At 65.0% G+C, this 17,372-nt stretch carries 22 protein-coding genes, 1 tRNA gene and 1 pseudogene; 10 read left to right on the top strand and 14 right to left on the bottom strand.

All coding sequences use genetic code 11. From position 1 onward, the window contains the following. Positions 1 to 359 (bottom strand): annotated as a pseudogene (locus tag GJ631_RS16770) (hypothetical protein); the annotation flags it as partial. A 216-nt stretch (positions 360 to 575) separates the two neighbouring features. Further along, positions 576 to 1,892 (bottom strand): hypothetical protein, encoded by a 1,317-nt coding sequence (locus tag GJ631_RS16765; RefSeq protein WP_156710253.1) that lies wholly within the window; start codon positions 1,890 to 1,892, stop codon positions 576 to 578. Between the two features lie 177 nt (positions 1,893 to 2,069). Between GJ631_RS16765 and GJ631_RS16760 the strand changes: the two genes are divergently transcribed. Continuing rightward, positions 2,070 to 2,144 (top strand) — tRNA-Val (locus GJ631_RS16760). A gap of 100 nt (positions 2,145 to 2,244) precedes the next feature. Here the strand turns inward: GJ631_RS16760 and GJ631_RS16755 are convergent. From GJ631_RS16755 to GJ631_RS16745, 3 genes are all read right to left on the bottom strand, one after another. Continuing rightward, complete coding sequence (locus tag GJ631_RS16755) at positions 2,245 to 2,718, bottom strand: hypothetical protein (protein WP_156710252.1); 474 nt, start codon at positions 2,716 to 2,718, stop codon at positions 2,245 to 2,247. A gap of 63 nt (positions 2,719 to 2,781) precedes the next feature. Next, positions 2,782 to 3,693: an SDR family NAD(P)-dependent oxidoreductase gene (locus GJ631_RS16750; protein WP_156710251.1), complete on the bottom strand. Its 912-nt coding sequence runs from the start codon at positions 3,691 to 3,693 to the stop codon at positions 2,782 to 2,784. A 51-nt stretch (positions 3,694 to 3,744) separates the two neighbouring features. Next, positions 3,745 to 4,053 (bottom strand): lycopene cyclase domain-containing protein, encoded by a 309-nt coding sequence (locus tag GJ631_RS16745; RefSeq protein WP_156710250.1) that lies wholly within the window; start codon positions 4,051 to 4,053, stop codon positions 3,745 to 3,747. An 80-nt stretch (positions 4,054 to 4,133) separates the two neighbouring features. Between GJ631_RS16745 and GJ631_RS16740 the strand changes: the two genes are divergently transcribed. Then, on the top strand, positions 4,134 to 5,276 hold the full coding sequence (locus tag GJ631_RS16740; RefSeq protein ID WP_156710249.1) for a CBS domain-containing protein: 1,143 nt from the start codon (positions 4,134 to 4,136) through the stop codon (positions 5,274 to 5,276). A gap of 6 nt (positions 5,277 to 5,282) precedes the next feature. On the opposite strand, the gene radB is transcribed toward GJ631_RS16740, so the two are convergent. From radB to GJ631_RS16725, 3 genes are all read right to left on the bottom strand, one after another. Next, positions 5,283 to 5,981, bottom strand: a complete 699-nt coding sequence (gene radB / locus GJ631_RS16735) for a DNA repair and recombination protein RadB (RefSeq protein ID WP_370518717.1) — start codon at positions 5,979 to 5,981, stop codon at positions 5,283 to 5,285. Between the two features lie 65 nt (positions 5,982 to 6,046). Continuing rightward, positions 6,047 to 6,637 (bottom strand): RPA family protein, encoded by a 591-nt coding sequence (locus GJ631_RS16730; RefSeq protein ID WP_156710247.1) that lies wholly within the window; start codon positions 6,635 to 6,637, stop codon positions 6,047 to 6,049. Beyond that, positions 6,637 to 7,566: a replication factor A gene (locus GJ631_RS16725; RefSeq protein ID WP_156710246.1), complete on the bottom strand. Its 930-nt coding sequence runs from the start codon at positions 7,564 to 7,566 to the stop codon at positions 6,637 to 6,639. Before GJ631_RS16725 ends, GJ631_RS16730 begins: the two co-directional genes overlap by 1 nt. A 204-nt stretch (positions 7,567 to 7,770) precedes the next feature. Here GJ631_RS16725 and GJ631_RS16720 point away from each other — a divergent pair, with 204 nt between their 5' ends. Both GJ631_RS16720 and GJ631_RS16715 read left to right on the top strand, forming a co-directional pair. Further along, on the top strand, positions 7,771 to 8,055 hold the full coding sequence (locus GJ631_RS16720; RefSeq protein WP_370518716.1) for a hypothetical protein: 285 nt from the start codon (positions 7,771 to 7,773) through the stop codon (positions 8,053 to 8,055). A gap of 57 nt (positions 8,056 to 8,112) precedes the next feature. Continuing rightward, entirely contained in the window at positions 8,113 to 8,538 is a 426-nt protein-coding gene (locus GJ631_RS16715; protein WP_156710245.1) for a universal stress protein, read from the top strand. 1 nt (position 8,539) lies between these two features. On the opposite strand, the gene GJ631_RS16710 is transcribed toward GJ631_RS16715, so the two are convergent. From GJ631_RS16710 to GJ631_RS16700, 3 genes are all read right to left on the bottom strand, one after another. After that, complete coding sequence (locus tag GJ631_RS16710; protein WP_156710244.1) at positions 8,540 to 9,328, bottom strand: SDR family oxidoreductase; 789 nt, start codon at positions 9,326 to 9,328, stop codon at positions 8,540 to 8,542. Positions 9,329 to 9,398: 70 nt separating this feature from the next. Further along, a complete protein-coding gene (locus GJ631_RS16705; protein WP_370518715.1) occupies positions 9,399 to 9,854 on the bottom strand; it encodes a Tfx family DNA-binding protein in 456 nt (151 codons plus the stop codon). Next, positions 9,851 to 10,330: a TRAM domain-containing protein gene (locus GJ631_RS16700; RefSeq protein ID WP_156710242.1), complete on the bottom strand. Its 480-nt coding sequence runs from the start codon at positions 10,328 to 10,330 to the stop codon at positions 9,851 to 9,853. The genes GJ631_RS16705 and GJ631_RS16700 overlap by 4 nt, the downstream gene beginning before the upstream one ends. Before the next feature lie 518 nt (positions 10,331 to 10,848). On the opposite strand from GJ631_RS16700, the gene GJ631_RS16695 reads away from it, so the two are divergent. Continuing rightward, positions 10,849 to 11,091 (top strand): hypothetical protein, encoded by a 243-nt coding sequence (locus GJ631_RS16695; RefSeq protein ID WP_156710241.1) that lies wholly within the window; start codon positions 10,849 to 10,851, stop codon positions 11,089 to 11,091. On the opposite strand, the gene GJ631_RS16690 is transcribed toward GJ631_RS16695, so the two are convergent. Next, a complete protein-coding gene (locus GJ631_RS16690) occupies positions 11,081 to 11,347 on the bottom strand; it encodes a hypothetical protein (RefSeq protein ID WP_156710240.1) in 267 nt (88 codons plus the stop codon). The two genes, GJ631_RS16695 and GJ631_RS16690, sit on opposite strands and share 11 nt — an antisense overlap. A gap of 90 nt (positions 11,348 to 11,437) precedes the next feature. Between GJ631_RS16690 and GJ631_RS16685 the strand changes: the two genes are divergently transcribed. Together GJ631_RS16685 and GJ631_RS16680 are read left to right on the top strand one after the other, a co-directional pair. Further along, positions 11,438 to 12,151 (top strand): YqjF family protein, encoded by a 714-nt coding sequence (locus GJ631_RS16685; protein ID WP_156710239.1) that lies wholly within the window; start codon positions 11,438 to 11,440, stop codon positions 12,149 to 12,151. 69 nt (positions 12,152 to 12,220) lie between these two features. Next, complete coding sequence (locus GJ631_RS16680; RefSeq protein ID WP_156710238.1) at positions 12,221 to 12,568, top strand: hypothetical protein; 348 nt, start codon at positions 12,221 to 12,223, stop codon at positions 12,566 to 12,568. A 27-nt stretch (positions 12,569 to 12,595) separates the two neighbouring features. Here GJ631_RS16680 and GJ631_RS16675 read toward each other — a convergent pair whose 3' ends face one another. Next, positions 12,596 to 13,588, bottom strand: a complete 993-nt coding sequence (locus GJ631_RS16675) for a radical SAM protein (protein ID WP_156710237.1) — start codon at positions 13,586 to 13,588, stop codon at positions 12,596 to 12,598. Positions 13,589 to 13,672: 84 nt separating this feature from the next. On the opposite strand from GJ631_RS16675, the gene GJ631_RS16670 reads away from it, so the two are divergent. From GJ631_RS16670 to GJ631_RS16660, 3 genes are read left to right on the top strand one after another with little or no spacing between them, the layout of a single operon-like run. Further along, positions 13,673 to 14,953 carry an MFS transporter gene (locus tag GJ631_RS16670; protein ID WP_370518714.1) on the top strand — a complete coding sequence of 427 codons (1,281 nt, stop codon included), beginning with the start codon at positions 13,673 to 13,675 and terminating at the stop codon, positions 14,951 to 14,953. 43 nt (positions 14,954 to 14,996) lie between these two features. Next, positions 14,997 to 15,662, top strand: coding sequence for a DUF6517 family protein (locus GJ631_RS16665; protein ID WP_156710235.1), 666 nt, complete (start codon positions 14,997 to 14,999; stop codon positions 15,660 to 15,662). A gap of 60 nt (positions 15,663 to 15,722) precedes the next feature. Beyond that, positions 15,723 to 16,814 carry a DUF373 family protein gene (locus tag GJ631_RS16660; protein ID WP_156710234.1) on the top strand — a complete coding sequence of 364 codons (1,092 nt, stop codon included), beginning with the start codon at positions 15,723 to 15,725 and terminating at the stop codon, positions 16,812 to 16,814. Here the strand turns inward: GJ631_RS16660 and GJ631_RS18790 are convergent. Then, positions 16,811 to 17,372, bottom strand: a 562-nt coding sequence (locus GJ631_RS18790; protein ID WP_197425154.1) for a hypothetical protein, incomplete at its 5' end; no start/stop codon positions are given. The genes GJ631_RS16660 and GJ631_RS18790 overlap by 4 nt on opposite strands.

Below are 17,372 nucleotides of genomic sequence, written 5' to 3'. Positions count from 1 at the left end.
CCCGGCGGCTGGGCCTGCTCCGGCAGGTCGTCGAACCACGGCACCTGCTCGAACGGCACGTTCTCCTGGGCCTGATCGCCGACATCCGTACAGACCGCACTCGGGAACGGCCCCTCCTCATCGTCGGTACTATCGTCAGGGGCGATATCTTCCTCGTCGGGGAGCGTGCCCTCATCCGGGGCATCGTCCTCGCTCGGGATGGATTCTTCGACCGTACTAGTGTCGTTCTCCACCGTGACATCGCCGTCATCGTCGACTTCGACTCCGTTACCGTCGAGTCCGACCGAGACACCGTCATCGCTCACCGAGACGCCGTCGTCGACCGCCGCCGCCGGTGCGGCCGTGAAACCCACGACCATCAAAACGGCGACGAGACAGGACAGTGTTGCTCTCGCTATGCTGGATTCTCCCATTTCTACCAGTGGCTACCTTAGTCAACGTATTTACAGTTACGCCCCCCCATACACGGGGTTTTATATGTAAAACCGAATATACGGAGGAGCGAGTCCGAAACCGCCGAAAAGAGACGTTCGAGAACAGCCAACAAGCCCAGTCAGTTCGTCAGCGAAGGCCCACTAGACGGGGAGCCCCGACCCGCCGAGTTCCGGAAGACCCGGAGCGCCGCCCTCGGTCGCACCGGTGACGATGGAAATCGCGTCAGCGGGACCGACGGCGTTCGGGAGCCCAACGAGTTCGTACTCGCAGGAGCCGAGCGGGTTCTCCTGAACGTCGCTGAAGTCGCCGTCGAACTCGGTGAGTTCGTTACACTCGCCGTCGATACCCGCTTGATTTCCGAAGATGAGGAGCACCGCTTCGCCCTCGAAGTTATCGTCGTTGTAGCGGACGCGGGGGTCGACGCCGTAATCCTTCTCGCCATCGTTGACGACGAGTTCGCCGTCGAGGTCACCGAACTCCGAGGTGGCAAGGCCAGCAAGGCTCCCCTCGATACCAGGTCCTTCACCGGACTCGTTGAGAGTGCTATCATAGGAGATGACTGCAACACCGCCTTGGTTACCGAGTCGCTCAGTCTGACCCAACTTCCTGACATCGAAGTCGTAGCCAGGGTCGCTCGGCGGGTCGGTCGGGTCGACCGAGGGGTCGTTCGGCGTCTGGATGTCACACGGCGCCGGAACGAGGCCGAGTGCGATACCGAGGACCGCATCGTTGGAGAGAATGCTCGTCGGAACGCCCGAGGGAACGGCTTCCTTCGGGAGGTCCTGAATCGACGGAAGGGCCTCGGCAGGGAGGTCACTGGATTCGACATCGAGCGGTTCACAGACGTTCACCTGTGCGTTTTCGTCACCGATAGGCACGTCTTCAGGACCCGTCTGATTGATTTCCGCGTTTTCGAGGATTTGCTCCAGAACCCGGAGCTCCTGCGGAATGTCGTCGGAACTGCTGTCGAACTCGGTCGGGTCGGTCGGGACGCCATCGCCGCTACCGATGTCGCCCGCGTCCTCGGGGAGCGGGAGGCTTCCGGAGTCACCGACCGGATTCTCGCCGTCGCCGCCGATGTCACCGGCGTCGTCGGGAAGCGGGAGGTCACCGCCGCCGGTGTCGGGAGAGACCTCTCGGTCGCCCACGGAAACGCCGTCGTCGCTTGCTTCGACGCCGCCGACCTGTGCGCCGGCACCGTCGGTGCCCGCCTCGGCAGCGACCGCATCGTCGCCGCCGACGGTCGCGTTGACGCCGGAAGTGCCGGCTTCGACGTCGACGCCCTCCTCGCCGCCGACGTTGACGCCGTCGCCACCGATACTGATTCCCTCGTCGCCACCGATGTTGATTCCGTCACCACTACCACCCAACTGCGCCGCGGCCGGAGCCACGGCGAAGGAGGTGAAAATCGAAACGGCCGTGACGACCACTAACAGTTGCAGTACTCTCTGTCGCATGTACTTACGGATGGCAGACGTACAAGCAAGGGGATAACGCCCGAGATAGCCGGTTATTTTTATGCGACCCTCGACAGCAGTCGAACGGCTCGTGAACTACCCCCTGCACTCGGCGACCATTCCGAAACCTTCAATTACCTCACCGGGATACGAAGAAGTGCAGGCAGACGCCAGCGTGGGTTCGTGGTCTAGGCTGGTTATGACACCTCCTTGACATGGAGGAGGCCGGCAGTTCAAATCTGCCCGAACCCACTCGCTTTCTACACCGCTACTACGTCGATATCTAGGCAGTGCTTCGGTTATGCGGCCATCACGTATCGAGCGACGCGAAAACGAATATTCGAGCAGCTATCTACAGCAGGTCGGCCGGAAGCTCACCGCCGCCGGGGAACTCGGGGAGCTCCGGCGGTTCGGGCGCAGGCGTATCTCCGCCGCCCGGGGACTCGATTTCGCAAGTCTCCTGGGGGTTCTGTGCCGACTGCTGGCTGAGTTCACAGTCGATCCCGGCTTCCGCTCCTTCGCCGGCGACATCGCCACCACCCGAGGCCGAAACTTCGACGCTCGGTTCCTCGGCGTCGACGGCAGCGGAACCGCTCCCGGAGGCGTTGCCCTGTCCGCTCTCGACGCCGACTTCACCGCCGCCCTCGCCGCCGCTGTCGTCGGCGTCGAGGATGAGGTCACCGGTGATGTCACCGCCACTGGGACCGTCGGGAACTTGGTCGCCGATTCCACCGAGTTGTGCCGCCGCGGGGGCGGCGAACAGCATCGTCACGCAGAACGCCGTCACAAGCACCGCAAGGGTTCGTACTGTGGTACGCTGGGTCATGCTACACCACGAACCGATGTCGACTTAATAAAGGAATTTACTCAGGACAATACCGGCTTTTTATCAATCGGCCAGCGGTTCGTCGATGCCGAGAATCTCCGCACTCCGTCGCCAGAGGTCTCGCTGGGCCTCGACGTCCAGTGCCTTCGGGGCCGGCCGGCGCTCTTTGCACCGGGCGAAGTACTTTCCGGTGACGCCCGACACGTCCTCGGAAGCCGCGAGATAGACGATGGTGGCGGCGCCGTCCTCGACAGAGTCCGTCATGGGAAACTGGCCGACGAGTTGGCCGATTTGTGGTGCCGGCGACGGGAGCGCTCGGGAGAACTCGCTGCCGGGGACGATACCGGGGTGCAGCGAGTTTGAGGTAACGTCCCGACCGGCGACGACGAGCCGTCGGGCGAGTTCGTTCGAGAACTGGATGTTGGCGAGTTTCGACCGGCAGTACGCCGCCCACGGCGAGAGCGTCGTCATATCGAGGAGGTCGTCAAGGTTCATCGTCGCCACCCGATGGCCAATCGAAGCCGTCGTGACGACGCGGCCGCCGGAAGCCATCGTCGGCAGGAGGTCGTTGGTCAGTTGATACGGCGCGAGGTGGTTGATGTGAAACGTCTTGCCGACACCGAGGTCCGTCTCCTCGTTGTCCTCGAAGAGCCCGCCGGCGTTGTTACAGAGTATGTCCAGTTCCTCGACGGACGCCCGGACCTCGTCGGCGAGGGCGGACACGTCGTCGATGTCGAGGAAGTCCGCGGCGATGAACTCGGCGTCGGAGCCGACCGCCTCGAGTTCGGCGACGGTTTCGGCGCCCGCCTCCTCGTCGCGGCCGTGGACCAACACGTCCGCCCCGAGTCGGCCGAGCGACAGCGCCGCCTCCCGGCCGAGCCCGTTCGTCGAACCGGTCACCAACACCGTTTTCCCGGACATGTCGACCGACTCGACGCCCGCTTTCACTTCCGTCTTCTTGTCGGAGCCAATCATCGGGCTACGCTTCACGCTCCCCGTTGAAGTTTGCTACGCCTGACACGTTCCTCACTCCCCGGTTCGCTCCTCCAGCAGTTCGGTGGTTCCGACGACCATCGACGGGACGACGAACATGAAGATGTGTTCTTCAAGCGGGATGCCCGCGATGTCGATTCCCGTTCGAAGTGGGATGTCGAAAACGCCGACTTCGAGCGTGTAGCGGTCCCACGCGTACGCGAAGGGGTACAGCAGTAAACTGACGCGTAGCGCCTTCCGAACCGAGTTGGTCCGTCGCAGGAGGGCGAACGCGACGGCCCCCCAAACGACTTCGGTGAGAAGATAGGTGAACCGGCCGAACACCGTGATATCGGGTCGCATACCCGAAAGAGGGGTGCCGTCTATAAAATTTGGATGGGGGTACTTTGAATAACCAGGACGGAGAAGTCGCTTCGAGAGAGATGAATATCGCAGACATCGCCACCCCGGAGTACATCCAGGTGGACGACGACGAGCGGCTCGGGAAGATTCGGTCCATCTTCGAGCGCGAGAACCCGAAGGGGGTCATCGTGACCAACGACGAAACCTACGCTGGCGTCATTACGGAGCGACAACTCGTCCAGTCGCACATCGAAGACGACGCGAAGGCGAGCGTGATGATGCGGAACGCACCGAAAGTCGGACGCACGGACGACCTACGTGACGTCGCCCGCATGCTCGTCGAGGGCGGCACGAAAGTCGCCCCGGTGTTCGAAGGCGAAAACCTGTGGGGAATCGTCACGGAAGACGCCATCCTCGAGGCCGTCCACGACAACCTCGACGTGCTCACCGTCGAGCAAATATACACCGAAGAAGTCGTCACGCTCACCGAAGACGACCACGTCGGCAAGGCAATCAACCACCTTCGCGAGCACGGCGTCTCCAGACTGCCGGTCGTCAACGAGAGCGGCAACCTCACGGGGATGGTGACGACCCACGACATCGCCGATTTCGCGGTGCGAACCATGGAGCGCCAACAGAAGGGCGACCGCTCCGGCGAGACCGACCGGATGCTCGACCTGCCCGTGTACGACCTGATGAACAGCCCCGTCGAGACGGTGACACTCGGTGCGACCGTCAGCGACGCCGTCGAACAGATGTTCGACAACGACTACGCTGGCCTCGTGGTCACCCCCGACGACGACGACCGCATGGTCGCCGGGATTCTCACCAAAACCGACATCCTCCGGGCACTCACCTACACCGAAGAGGAGGCCATGGACGTCCAGGTCACGAACGTCGAACTCCTCGATACGCTTACTCGCGAGAACATCCGGACCTCGATTACCGAGGTGGCCGACAAGTACCAGGACATGCAGGTCCACCACGCCCACGTCCGCTTCCACGAACACAAGGAGCGACTCCGCGGGACGCCGCTCATCCAGTGTCAGATTCGGCTCCGGACGAACCGCGGCCAGGTCGCCGGCTCCGGGGAGGGGTACGGCGCCGAAACCGCCTTCCACGTCGCCGTCGACAAACTCGAACGGAACGTCCTCGAACTGAAGGGGACCCGCGCCGACGAGGAGTACGAAGGACAACTGCTCCGAAAGCTCGGCGAACTGTAATCGGTTTCAGGCGCCTTCTTCGACCGCGTCGAGGCCGTCTTCGGTGATTCGGAATCGCGCCGTCTCGCCGGCCGCTTTCGACCGATGTTTCTCCAGCGTCATCCGTCGATTCCCCGCTCGAAACCGCTCGATGCGTGCGACGACGCCACACCAGTGGGTGAGCGTGTGGCCTCCAAGCGGGCGCGCACGCGAGGAGTCCGAGTCCGGGTCGGAGTACACCTGATTCGTGAGGACGACCGCGAGGTCGTGTCGGCGGGCCAGCGACAGCAGGTGTGTCACCTGCTTTGCGACCCGACGGAGCGCGTTGCCCTCCTCGTCGTCGATGCGTTCGAGTCGATAGAAACCGGTCGCGCTGTCGAGCACAACGAGGTCGACGCGCTCTGCGAGGTCCGAAGCGTCGCGGACCGCCTCCTCCTGCTGTTCGAAATCCAGTGCATCCGTGATGATGACGCGGGAGGCGAGATCGTCGATGTCCCCGTCGGCTCTCGCGCGAGCCAGTTGCTCGAAGCGGTCGACGGAGAGTCCCTCCGTGTCGATGTACAGCGCGGTCCCGCCGGTGGCGGCCACCTCGATGGCCGCCGACAGCGCGAGGTTGGTCTTCCCCGCCGCCGGCGGACCGTACAGCTGGGTGGCCGTTCCGCGCTCGAACCCCCCACCGAGTAACTCGTCGACCGTCTCACACCCCGTCGGAATCGGCTCGCTCACGGCTATCGCTTCGGCGCGTTCGGTTAAAAACCTCCGCAGTCCGAACCGAAAGAACGGGTATGGAACTACGCTTCGACCGCGACCTCGGCGTCGGCTTCGAGGTCCTCCAGGGCCTTGACGACCTGGTCGCGGTACACCGCGAGGTCGGAGTCGTACTGGGTTTCGGCCATCGCGGCGTACTCGCCCGCTTCCGAAAACGCCTCGATACGGTCGAGGGTTCGTTCGGCTGTCTCGACGACCCAGCGGTTCCGTGTCGCCGCGTCGACGATTGTAATCGACTCCGGTCGCAGCGAGACGTTCACATCGCCCTCCTCGGTCTCGTAGGTGCGGGGCTTGCCGACGACCGCCACGTAGGCGGGCGTTTCGGTTTCCCGCAGTGCGGAGGCGGCTTCCGGTTGGTACTGGCCCGCGTAGGCGAAGAACGTCCCGGTCGGGTCGACGATGCGGCCGCGCCAGTATTCGGAATCCTCGCCGACGTCTTCGGTTTCGGTCAGCGTCCCGACGACGAAGACGCGGTTGGCCCGCTCGCCGGTCGGCAGCAGCGAGTAGACGGGCGCGCGGTCGTCGTCGGACTCTTTGAACGTGTACGTTGCGTCGTTGAACTCGGCCGCGAAGGCGCGTCGGGCGACCTCGCGGGTGGGTACGGATGCACTCATTACAGGGACCTCGCTTTGATCAGCACGCTCTCGGCATCGGCCGGGCCATCGAGCAGTTCGATGTCGTTGGCCAGGACGTATCGGCCCAGCGTCGGGCCGGCGACGCGGTAGTACCGCCCGAGGACGGTCTCGCGCATCTCCTCGACGACGACCTCGGTGTCGAGGGCGTCCATCGCCATCTCCTGGGCCTCATCGAGGGTGATACCGGTCAGTTCCTCCGTCGACTCCTGATTGAAGATGACCTCGTGGATGGTCTCGCCGTCGTCGAGGACGCCCTTGATCCGGAGGTCGAACTCGCCTTCGACCTCGCCGTGTTCCGAACAGCGGCCGTTCTGGAGGACGCGCGTACAGTCCTCCTCGGGACAGCGCTTGATGAGTCCGGAACCGGACTGGATGTCGACCAACGCGCCTTCGACCTCCGTCGAGTCGTCGCCGACCTCGATGTCCTCGTCGAGTTCCTCGATGGTCGTCGTGGAGTTGAGTTTCACCGAGAAGCGGCCTTCGTACTCGTCGGTGACGAGGTTCGAGAGGCGGTAGACTGCCCCCTCTTCGAGTTCGGGGAGGTCGCTTTTCGCCCACTTGGTGAACTTGACGGTGCCGGTCTCGTCGCCGAGTAAGCCGACCTGAGCGATGGAGTCCGCCCGAGGTTCCCACAGCTCGACGACCTTCGCGGTCAAATCGAGCCACTCCTCAGGGGCGTCGATGTCGGCGACCTCGGCGGCCTCGCTGCCACCGGAGGCGATGTCCTCTCGCTCCATGTCGGCCTCGTCGAGATACGTCGAGACCACACTGCGGCGGGCCTCCTCAACGGGGACGCGGTACTCGGAGACGAGCGTCTCCAGTCTGTCTTCGATTTCGTCGACGCTCACGTCGAGCGCGTCGGAGAACTGTTCGTGTATCTCGACCGCGTGCTGTCGCAGGTCTGTCATGGGTGTTCCGTCTCCGCGTGTTTTCAGTGGGAGACGTACGCCGGTTGGTTCGCGATAGTATAAAAACCGTCGGTGGCGGAGTGAAAGTGTTCTTAGAGTCTCTTCGGCGTGATTTTGCGTGTTTGAACGGGTTTCCGAGAGAGACGGTTGTCCACGCCCGCTCCGGGCGACGCCTCTTTGTGAGTCCGACCGCTACGTGGCCGTGTGAGCAACCGTCGTCGCCTCAAGCGGCTCCTGCAGACGAAACTGCACTCGGCGGGCAAGCAGTACGAGGAGGCCAAACGCGCCTACACCGACGCGAAAGCGGCCGCGCTCGCCGACCTGCCGACCGACGAGGAGGGGCGTGCGAAACTCGTCTGCCGGCGATACGCCGAGAAACGCGCCGTCTCGCTGGACGACGAGGGGCGACCCGCCTGTTACGACGCCGACCACCGGGACTGTCAGGGCTGTCTCGAGGACATCCGCGAGGACCGAATCGAGACGTGGTAATGTCGCAACCGTCGCCTCCGACCGAGGGTTATTTTATCAGCGCAACGACCGACCGATATGACCTATCTCGTCGCGTTCGACGGCACCGACCGCTCTGAGACGGCACTATCCCGGGCGGTCGAGTTCGCCGATTCGGCTGACGAACGACTCGTCGTCGTGAGCGTCCTCCCGACCGACGAGGACCTCGCCGCCGAATACGGCCTCGTCGAGGGCGACACCTACGACCCCGGCGATGCGGCCCAACGGCTCCGAACGCGGGTCGAGAACATCGCTGCGGACGCCGAGTTCCGCACCGAGAGCGTCGACGCCTACGCCGGCAAGGGCCGCATCGCGACCGAAATCCGCGAGGTCGCCCGCGAACTCGACGCCGATGTCGTCTTCGTCGGCAGCGACAACGCCGGTCGCGTCGTCCAACCGGTGACCAGCGTCGGCGGAGCGGTCGCCGGCGGAACCGACTACGACGTGTTCATCGTTCGCTCGTAGCTCAGACGCTCCGAGTCGACCCGCCGTCGACCGGTACCGCCGCACCGTTTACGTACGAGGAGCGGTCGCTGGAGAGCCACGCCACGGTTTCGCCGAGTTCGCGCGGTTCGCCGACCCGTTCGAGCGGAATCCCCTCCGACCACTCTTCGAGGCCTGCCTCGTAGTCCTCGAAGTCCCCGCGATCGACGCCCTGTTCGACCAACTCCTCGATGCGGCCCGTCTCGTGGGCGCCCGGCAGCACCGCGTTCGCCCGCACGTCTGGGGCGAATTCGTAGGAAAGCGTCTTCATCAGCCCGATGACCGCCCGGCGGACCGAGTTCGACAGCACGAGGTCGTCGATGACCTCTCGAACCGACCGGGAAGTGATGTTGACGATGGTGCCGCCGCCGTCCTCGGCGATGGTCGGATGTGCCGCCCGGACGGTTCGAACGACGCTCATCACCAGCAGGTCGTGGGCCCGTTGCCAGTCCTCGTCGCTGGTTTCGAGGAACGGCCCCGATGGCGGCCCGCCGGCGCTCGTGACGACGTGGTCGAGTCGGCCGAACTCGCCGATTGCGCTTCCGACGAACCCCTCGATTTCGCTCTCGTCGGTGATGTCCGCCTGGACGGCGAGTACGTCGCCGCCGTCGATGGCTTCGAGGTGGGCCTCCGCACGCGAGAGGCGGTCCTCGTCGCGACCACACACTGCCACGTCACACCCCTCGCGGGCGAGTGCCTCCGCGCTCGCGAGTCCGAGTCCTGCGGTTCCGGCCGTCACCACTGCTGCGTTGCCGTCGATTCCCAAATCCATACCGACAAATCGGCCGCCGTCGACTTATAACTCCGTCGTCGCCTGCGGTTTCCCAGACGTACCTGCCGATTCACTCCCGGACGCGGACGGTACCGTCGCTGGTCACGCTGACGGTGATGTCGCGTCGGACCTCTCGGCCGTGGACGGCGTCGCCGGCGGCGTCACCGACAAGTTTCATCAATTCCGGCGCCGTGCGGGTGACTTTCACGCCCGCCTCGTCACAGGCCGAGTACACCCGATTCGGCACGTCGTACAGGTCGGTGCCGGCCTCGACGGTCAACTGGACGGGCGCCGTCAACGCCTCGGCGAAGGCGACCGTCTCACGGGCTTTCTCGATGTTCTCGCGGGCGCTCGATTCGACGCTGGAGACGTTCGCCCGCGAGGTGCCGAGTTCCTCTGCGATGTCGGCCTGTGGGATGTCACGCTCGCGGAGCGCCAACACCTCCGCCTGACGGCGGGTCAGAACGCCGCTCTCCTCGTCGAACCCCGCGGTTTCCAGCAGTTCGTCGACGTCGGGAAGCGTCACTTGCCCCAGAAGTTCTCGCGGCTGCCCAGCCGCTCGCGGTCGAGTGCCTTCTTGCGGCCGCTCTGCTCCTCAGTTTCGGTCTCGTCGCCGTCGGCCTCCGATTCGGCGTCGTCGCCCGCCTCGTCGCCTTCGTCTTCGTCCTCCATCGGAAGCCGTTCGATTTCGTCGGCGCGAGCGTGGTTCGACCGCACTTCGGTTATCTTCACTCTCGCTCGGGCCTCCGGCAGCACACCGTCGACCATGACGATGAAACCGTCCTCGGTGCGACCGACGCCCGCACCCGACTCGTGGATGTCCTCGACGTCGACGACGACCTCCTCACCCATCTTGACTGGCTGTTGCTTCAGGTCTCGAATCGGCTGATTGTAGTGAGAACACCACTCGGCGCCGCCGCGGTCGCCGTAGTGTTGACACCCCATCCCCTCGATTCGCTCCGAGAAACTGGGGCAGTCGTCCGCGAGTGGGCAGTCCGGCATACAGAACCGTAGTTCGGGCGTCGATTAAACGCTTGTGGGTCGGTGAGACCCTCGCCGAACGCCAGCGCTTTGCCGAGGGGGCGCCTACGACGCAGCGATGAGTCGCCCGGTTCCCGAAGCCGCCCCTCTCGTCGGCGTCGTCCTCTCGTCGGCGTTCGCCCTGTTCGGATTTCTCGTCTCGACGGACCACCTCGCGACGATACTCGGCAGCGTCGTCCTTCTGTACCCCTTCGTCGCCTTCGGCATCGTCCGCTCTGAGACGCCCGAAGACGTGTTCCTGCCGGACCCCGTCCTCGCTGCGGGGCTTCTGGGCGGCGCCCTCGTGTTCCTGTACGGCCTCGTTTCGGGCCAACTCGCCTTCGGCGCGTTCGTCGCTTCGGTCGTCGCCGTCCCCCCCGGCGCTGTATCACGCCCGCTTCGGCGAGTCGGTCAACCCACTCTCTCCCGACGCGACCCTCGCCGTCGGCCTCCTCGGCGCCGCCGCACTCCTCGTCTACGGCGCCATCGACGGCCTGCTCGTGGGAGCGCTGTCGGCCGTCTTCGTCGGGTTCGGAGCGGTCGACTACCGCAGACACCGCGGCGGCCCGCTCCAGCGTCGAACCAGAAGTATCGCCGTCGCCTGCTGTCTCGGCGGCGGACTGGCGGCGTTCGGCGTCCTGACCGCCACCGGCCGTCCGACCGAGGGCCTTGCCGCGGGCAGCGTGTTGGTCGCCGTCGGCGCCTTTCTCGCGTTGGGCGCTGAACCCCGACCTACTCGATGAACCGGCTCACGAGTTTCCTGTCGACCACGTCGACGAGAATCACGACGATACCGGCGATGCCCACCTGTGCCGTGGGCGCGAGGTTCGTGAACACACCGAGGAGAACCAACTGTGCGAACAACAGCACGCCGCCGATTTCCAGTCGGTCGACGACCGCCTTCAGGTTCAGGTCGTCTTCAAGGTCGACGCGGGCCGGCACGCGATTGTCGTCGCCGATGCCGAGCAAACCGAGCAGCGGCGGACTGTCGCTTCCCATAGAGGCCGTACTTCGAGACGGAAGAAATGTCTACTGGCTTTCACTCACACTCCAACGCCTTTGTACCGCCTCGCCGTAGCTGTCGCCCAAATGGCCCGCCCGTTCCTCTCGGCGCACTGGAAGAACCTCCTGAACCTCACCTACGAGGTACCGCCGGAGCGACTCGAACCGCACTGCCCCGACGGCGTCGAACTGGAGCGCTCCGACGGACGGAGTTTCGTCAGCCTCGTCGCCTTCGACTTCACCGACACGCGCGTCGGAGGCGTCCCGTGGCCGGGGTACCGCTCCTTCCCGGAAGTGAACCTCCGGTTTTACGTCCGCCACGGCGGTGAGCGCGGCGTCGTCTTCCTCCGGGAGTTCGTCCCCAAACGCGCCGTCGCATGGATTGCACGTGCGCTGTACGGCGAACCGTACGTCCGAGCGCCGATGACCTCCGAACAGCGACTGACGCCCGAAGAACTGTCCTTCGGCCTGCGAGTCGACTACGGCGGACGCGAACACGACCTCGAAGTGACCGCCGACAGTAACTCCACGCACGTCCCGCCCGAGGACAGCCCCGAACACTTCTTCAAAGAACACTCGTGGGGCTTCGGCACGGACAGACTGGGCCGGACGCGGCGCTATCGCGTCGACCATCCACGGTGGGCCGTCTACGACATCGAGTCGCTGACCGTGGACATCGATTTCGAGACGCTGTACGGCGAGCAGTGGGCGTTTCTCAACGACGCCGACCCGATACACGAACTGTTCGCCCAAGGGTCCGACGTGACCGTTTACCCCTCGAAACCGCTCGATTCGAGGTGAACGGTCGAACGGTCAAACCCACGTTTTACCCTCGGTAAGCCCCTTACCTCCACCACCCCCGAACACGGTATGAACCGCCGTTCGTTCCTCGCCGCCACCTGTCTCGGCGTCTCGACGCTCGCCGCCGGTTGTTCGTCCGACCGCTCAACCGCGAAGTGTCACCTGATGCACGAAGTCGTGGACTCACCGGACGATTACGGTGAGCCGACCGAATCATACAGCTACGAGGCGTTGAGCGACGACGCACGGAGGGTGTTCGACGAGACAATCGCAAACGGTAGCTACGCGACCACGAACCGCAGTCTGGACTCGCCGGAGTTCCGGTACCGGGATACGACCACCGTGTACAACGTCACCAGAGGAGACGAAACGTACGTCCTGTTGACTTACACTGGCGAAGGCTGTGAAAACGAGTAGCGTTCGTCGACCGACTCGGAGAACCCGCTACGCCAACGGCGTCCGCTCGACGACCGTCCCGTCGTAGGTCGGATACTGCTCGACGATTTCGCCCTCCTCGACGTCGCCGTCCTCGACCATCTCCTCTAGGAGCCACCACGCCAACTCGACGTGGTCGGATTTGACGGTGTAGAACTGCTCCGGAACGCCCAACTCATCGAGTCTGCGCTCGGTTACCCACGTCTTGCCGTAGACGATGGTGCCGTCGTCGGTTATCTCGTCGAACTCCCGGCGGATGTTCCGGGCCATCCGCTTCAACCGCGAGCGGTGCTGGGCGGCGTCCTTGAAGACGCTCGTACAGAAGTACACCTTCTCGTGGTCGCCCATCTCCTCTAAGATGCCGTGTGAGCCCTCGACGGCCGACATGTGGTCCTCCTTGAGTTCGAAGCCCGCCTCCTGCATCCGGCGGTAGTTGCCGTCGGACATCTCGAACTCGTTGATGTTACAGAAGTCGGCGGCGCCCTCGTCGAGGAACTCGAGGAACTCCGGTTCCGGCCGGATGCCGGGAATCTCGAAGGCGGGCGTCAGTCCCTCCTCGCGGGCGATATAGAGGATATCCTCCCACTCGGTGCCGTGCATGTCGCCCCACAGCTCCAGCGGGGGGTGGAAGCGAATCTCGTCGAGACCGGCCTCGGAGAGTCGGCGCATGTTCTCCCGACCGCCCGTAATTCCGGTGTAGAGGTGCGTGTGGTGGTCCTCGCCGAACTCGTCTTTCAGCAGCGAGAGGTAGCGGCAGGTCTTCTCCATCGCCTCCTGTGGTTCACCGCCCGTGATGGAGGTGCCGAGGGCGCTCATCCGCTTTGCCTCCTCGATGATGTCGCTGTCGTCTTCGATGGGCCGCTCGTTGGCGTAGGCCTGCGTGACGTTCTTGCGGTTCTCGCCGAGCGGGCAGTAGAAACAGTCGCGTTGGTCGCAGTAGCCGTAGACGAAGAGTACCATCTTCCCACCCTTGGCGCACTGTTCACAGCCCTTCGAAATCATTCGTTGTCATCGTTTGTCCGTCGAGACGCAAAAGTCGTGCGTTACACGGTCCGTTTTATACGCGTCGACGCCGACTGTCGTCCCGTGCAGAACCGTCGTGGACTCGCCGTCGTCTTCCTCGTCGTGTTCGTCGACCTCGCGGGGTTCGGCATCGTCATCCCCATCCTCCCGTTTTTCGCCCGCTCGTTTGGCGCCTCGGAGTTGGTCATCGGCCTGCTCGCGGCCACCTACTCACTGATGCAGTTCGGCTTCGCACCCCTTCTCGGGGCACTGTCAGACCGCTACGGCCGCCGACTCGTGATGGTGGTGTCGCTCGCCGGGGCGGTCATCGCATGGACCATCTTCGGCTTCGCGACCGGACTGGCGACGCTGTTCGTCGCCCGGGGACTCGCCGGTGCGATGGGCGGCAACATCGCCGCCGCCCAAGCCTCCGTCGCGGACCTCACGACACCCGAAGAACGCCCCAAGGCCCTCGGTTACCTCGGCGCGGCGTTCGGCCTCGGGTTCGTCTTCGGACCGGTCATCGGTGCGGCGCTGGCCTTCGAAGGAACCGTCGCCGCTGTCGACGGCATCGCACCTGCCTTCGTTCCCGTCTCACCGTTTTCGCTCCCGGCGTTCGGCGCCGCCGCCACCAGCCTGCTCGCACTCGTGTTGGCCGCCACTCTGTTGCCAGCCACGAAAGGCGAAACCGAACGGGAATCCCAACTCGACGCCCTCCGAAGCGCGCTGGCCGCTCCCGGCCTCCGCGGACTGCTCGGGGCCTTCTTCCTCGTCTCGTTTGCCTTCTCCGGCGTCCAAATCATGTTCATCCCCTACGTCGCCGACATCTACGGCTACACGGAGAGTCAGGCGGCGCTGCTGTTGGCCTACATCGGCGTCCTCGCCGTCGTCGTTCAGGGTGGCCTCATCGGCCCGCTGACGAGTCGCTACGGCGACGCGCCGCTGACCGTCTTCGGAGCCGGCTGTCTCGCCGTCTCTCTGGTGGGAATTCCGGCGGCACCGGCCATCGGACGGCTCCTTCCCGACGCGACCGGAGTCGTCGGCTTCCTCACACCGCAGTTGCTCGGCCTGCTCGTCGTTCTCGCGGCACTGTCGCTGGGCAACGGCGTGTTGAGCGTCACGCTGACGGCGCTGGTCTCGAAGGGTGCCGGGTCGCGTCAGGGGTCGGCGTTCGGCCTGACACAGGGCGCCGGCAGCCTCGCACGCACCATCGGGCCCGTGGTGATGGGCGGACTGTACACCGCCGTCGCCTACTGGGCGCCGTTCGTCCTCGGATTCGTGCTGTTGCTCCCGGTCGTCGTCTACGCCGTCGGCCTCCCCTCTATCGCTCCCGAGCGACCAGCCGACCCCGGACACGTCCGATAGCGGGACCGATGAGGTGAAAAGCGACGACCGCTTTCCTTCATCCATGTCACCGACGCGACGCGAACTGCTGGCCGGTGCCGGCGCGGGGCTGGCCGGCGGACTGGCGGGCTGTACGGGCGTTCTCGACGGCGGTGTCACCACGTTCGGAGCGACGGGCGTCACGCTGCCCGCGAGCGTTCAAGAGAAGACCGGCTACACCCACAATCGGACGATTGAAGACGTGATTTCCCGGGAGTTCGAGCGGTTCGGACTCTCTCGAACCGTCGAGGTGACGAACATCGTCTCGGAGTACGACCGCGCCATCGAACTCGGGTTCCTCGGAACGCGCATTCAAGCGGCGGTGTTCGCGACGCTTTCGACGCCACAGGTGAGCGTTTTCGGCCGGTCGTTCAACCCCATCGCCGAGATGTCGGCCGAAGAAATCGCCGCGTTAGTTCAGGACCGCTACGACAACGTCGACGGCCTCGAACTCGACGGCGAACTCGAAGCGACGGTGACCGGCGAGACGACGACCGTCACGCGCTTTGCCGGACAGGCCCGTCTCGTCGAGTTGGGACAGGGCGTCGACATCTACCTCTACGTCAGCGACGCGGTCGAGGTCGGCGAGGACTTCGTCGTGACGCTAGCCGCTCACCCACAGGCGTTCGGTGAGCGACTCGACACCGTCCGAACGCTACTCGCCGGGGTCGAACCCCGCGCGGAACCGTAGGGACCGCTCGACAGGGAGAAGGGACTTAACGCCTCGCGTGAAACCATCGCACGAACAGCGATGCTGCTCATCCTGTGTGTCGACCTCGACGACGACCTCGGTCGGAAGACCGGCTTCGAGACGCCGGTCGTCGGCCGCGATAACGTCGAGGACGCCGCCGTCGCCCTCGCCAACGCCGACCCCGAGGACTCCGACGTGAACGTCTGTTTTCAGGGCATTCACCTCCACGACGCCATCGACGACGAGTCCGTCGAGGTGGCCGTCGTCACCGGGACGGCGAAGGCGGACGTCTCCGCCAACCGCAAGGTCGGCAAAGAGGTCGACACCGTCCTCGCCTCGCTGTCGACCGGCGAGGACGTTCGGGCCATCGTCGTCACCGACGGCGCCCAAGACGAATCCGTCCTGCCGGTCATCCGCTCTCGCGTCCCCATCGACGGCGTCCGCCGCGTCGTCGTCCGGCAGGCACAGGACCTCGAATCGATGTACTACACGTTCAAGCAGGTGCTCGCCGACCCCGAAACCCGTGGGACCATCCTCATCCCGCTCGGCATCCTGCTGTTAATCTACCCGGTCGCAATCGTCGCCGAGGAGTTGGGCCTGCCGGGGTCGACACTCGGAGTCATCTCCGCACTGTTGGGACTGTACATCCTCTTTCGTGGCCTCGGCTTGGAAGACGCCATCGACGACACCGCCGAGCGACTCCGCGTCGGCCTCTTTTCGGGGCGCGTCCAACTCATCACGTACGTCGTCGGGGTCGCACTGCTCGCCGTCGGGGGTGCGTCCGGACTCGAGACCGTCGGCGAGTTGCCGTCGCCGGAGCCGCTGTCGGCCGCCTCGGCGTTCGTCTACGGGTCGGTCCAGTGGGCCGCTGCCGCGGGCGTCGTCGCCTCGCTCGGCCGCATCACCGACGAGTACCTTGCCGGCAGTTTCCGGTGGCGATACCTCAACGCCCCGTTCTACGTGGCCGCAATCGCCATCGTCCTCCACGGCCTGAGTGCGTTCTTCCTGCAGTTGCCGTTCGCCGGCCTCCCGTATCTCGCGGGAACGCTCACCGCGGGGACGCTCGTCGGACTCGCCAGCACGCTCGCCTTCGCCGTCGCCGAACAGCGGTTCCCGCGGAACCGCGATTCGGACTCGGAGCTAATCGGTTAAACCACCGCGAGAGCGGTCACGTCGGGTAACCCGAGCGAGCGATGTCGCCAGCCGTCGCCCGCGTTCACGAGGAAGGTTCCGTCCGTCGTGACCGCATAGGTCGCCTCGCCGTACGCCACGTCTGCGACGGTCCCCTCGATAGGTAACTCGACGGCCGACCACTCCCCGTCGGTCCGCTCGTACAGTCGGTCGCCCGTGGCGGCGTGGGCGGTGCCGTCGACCCGGTTGGCAGCGACCCGGAAGTCGCCGTCGAGGGCCTCCATCCAGCCGTTGGCGAGGTAGTACAGCCCCGTTTCGGTCGCCGCCAGCGGGCCACCGCCGGTCGTCACGTCGTTGGCGGCCGTCAGTCCGACGTGTGTGCCGTCGAGACGGTGGACGCCGGAGGCCGCGGCGACCATCTCGCCGTCCATCGCTCGCACGTCGTCCAGCTCCGCGAGCGTCACCCAACCGTCGTCGTATCTGGCGATGCGTCCCTCGCCGGCCGCGAGCAGGCCGTCGTGATAGCCGACGGCGTCGGCGGGGCCGAACCCGGTCGGTTCGAACTCCTCGCCGGTCCCC

The organism is Natronomonas sp. CBA1123, from assembly GCF_009741925.1.
GTDB lineage: Archaea > Halobacteriota > Halobacteria > Halobacteriales > Haloarculaceae > Natronomonas.
This window is presented reverse-complemented; position numbering and strand designations above follow the sequence as displayed.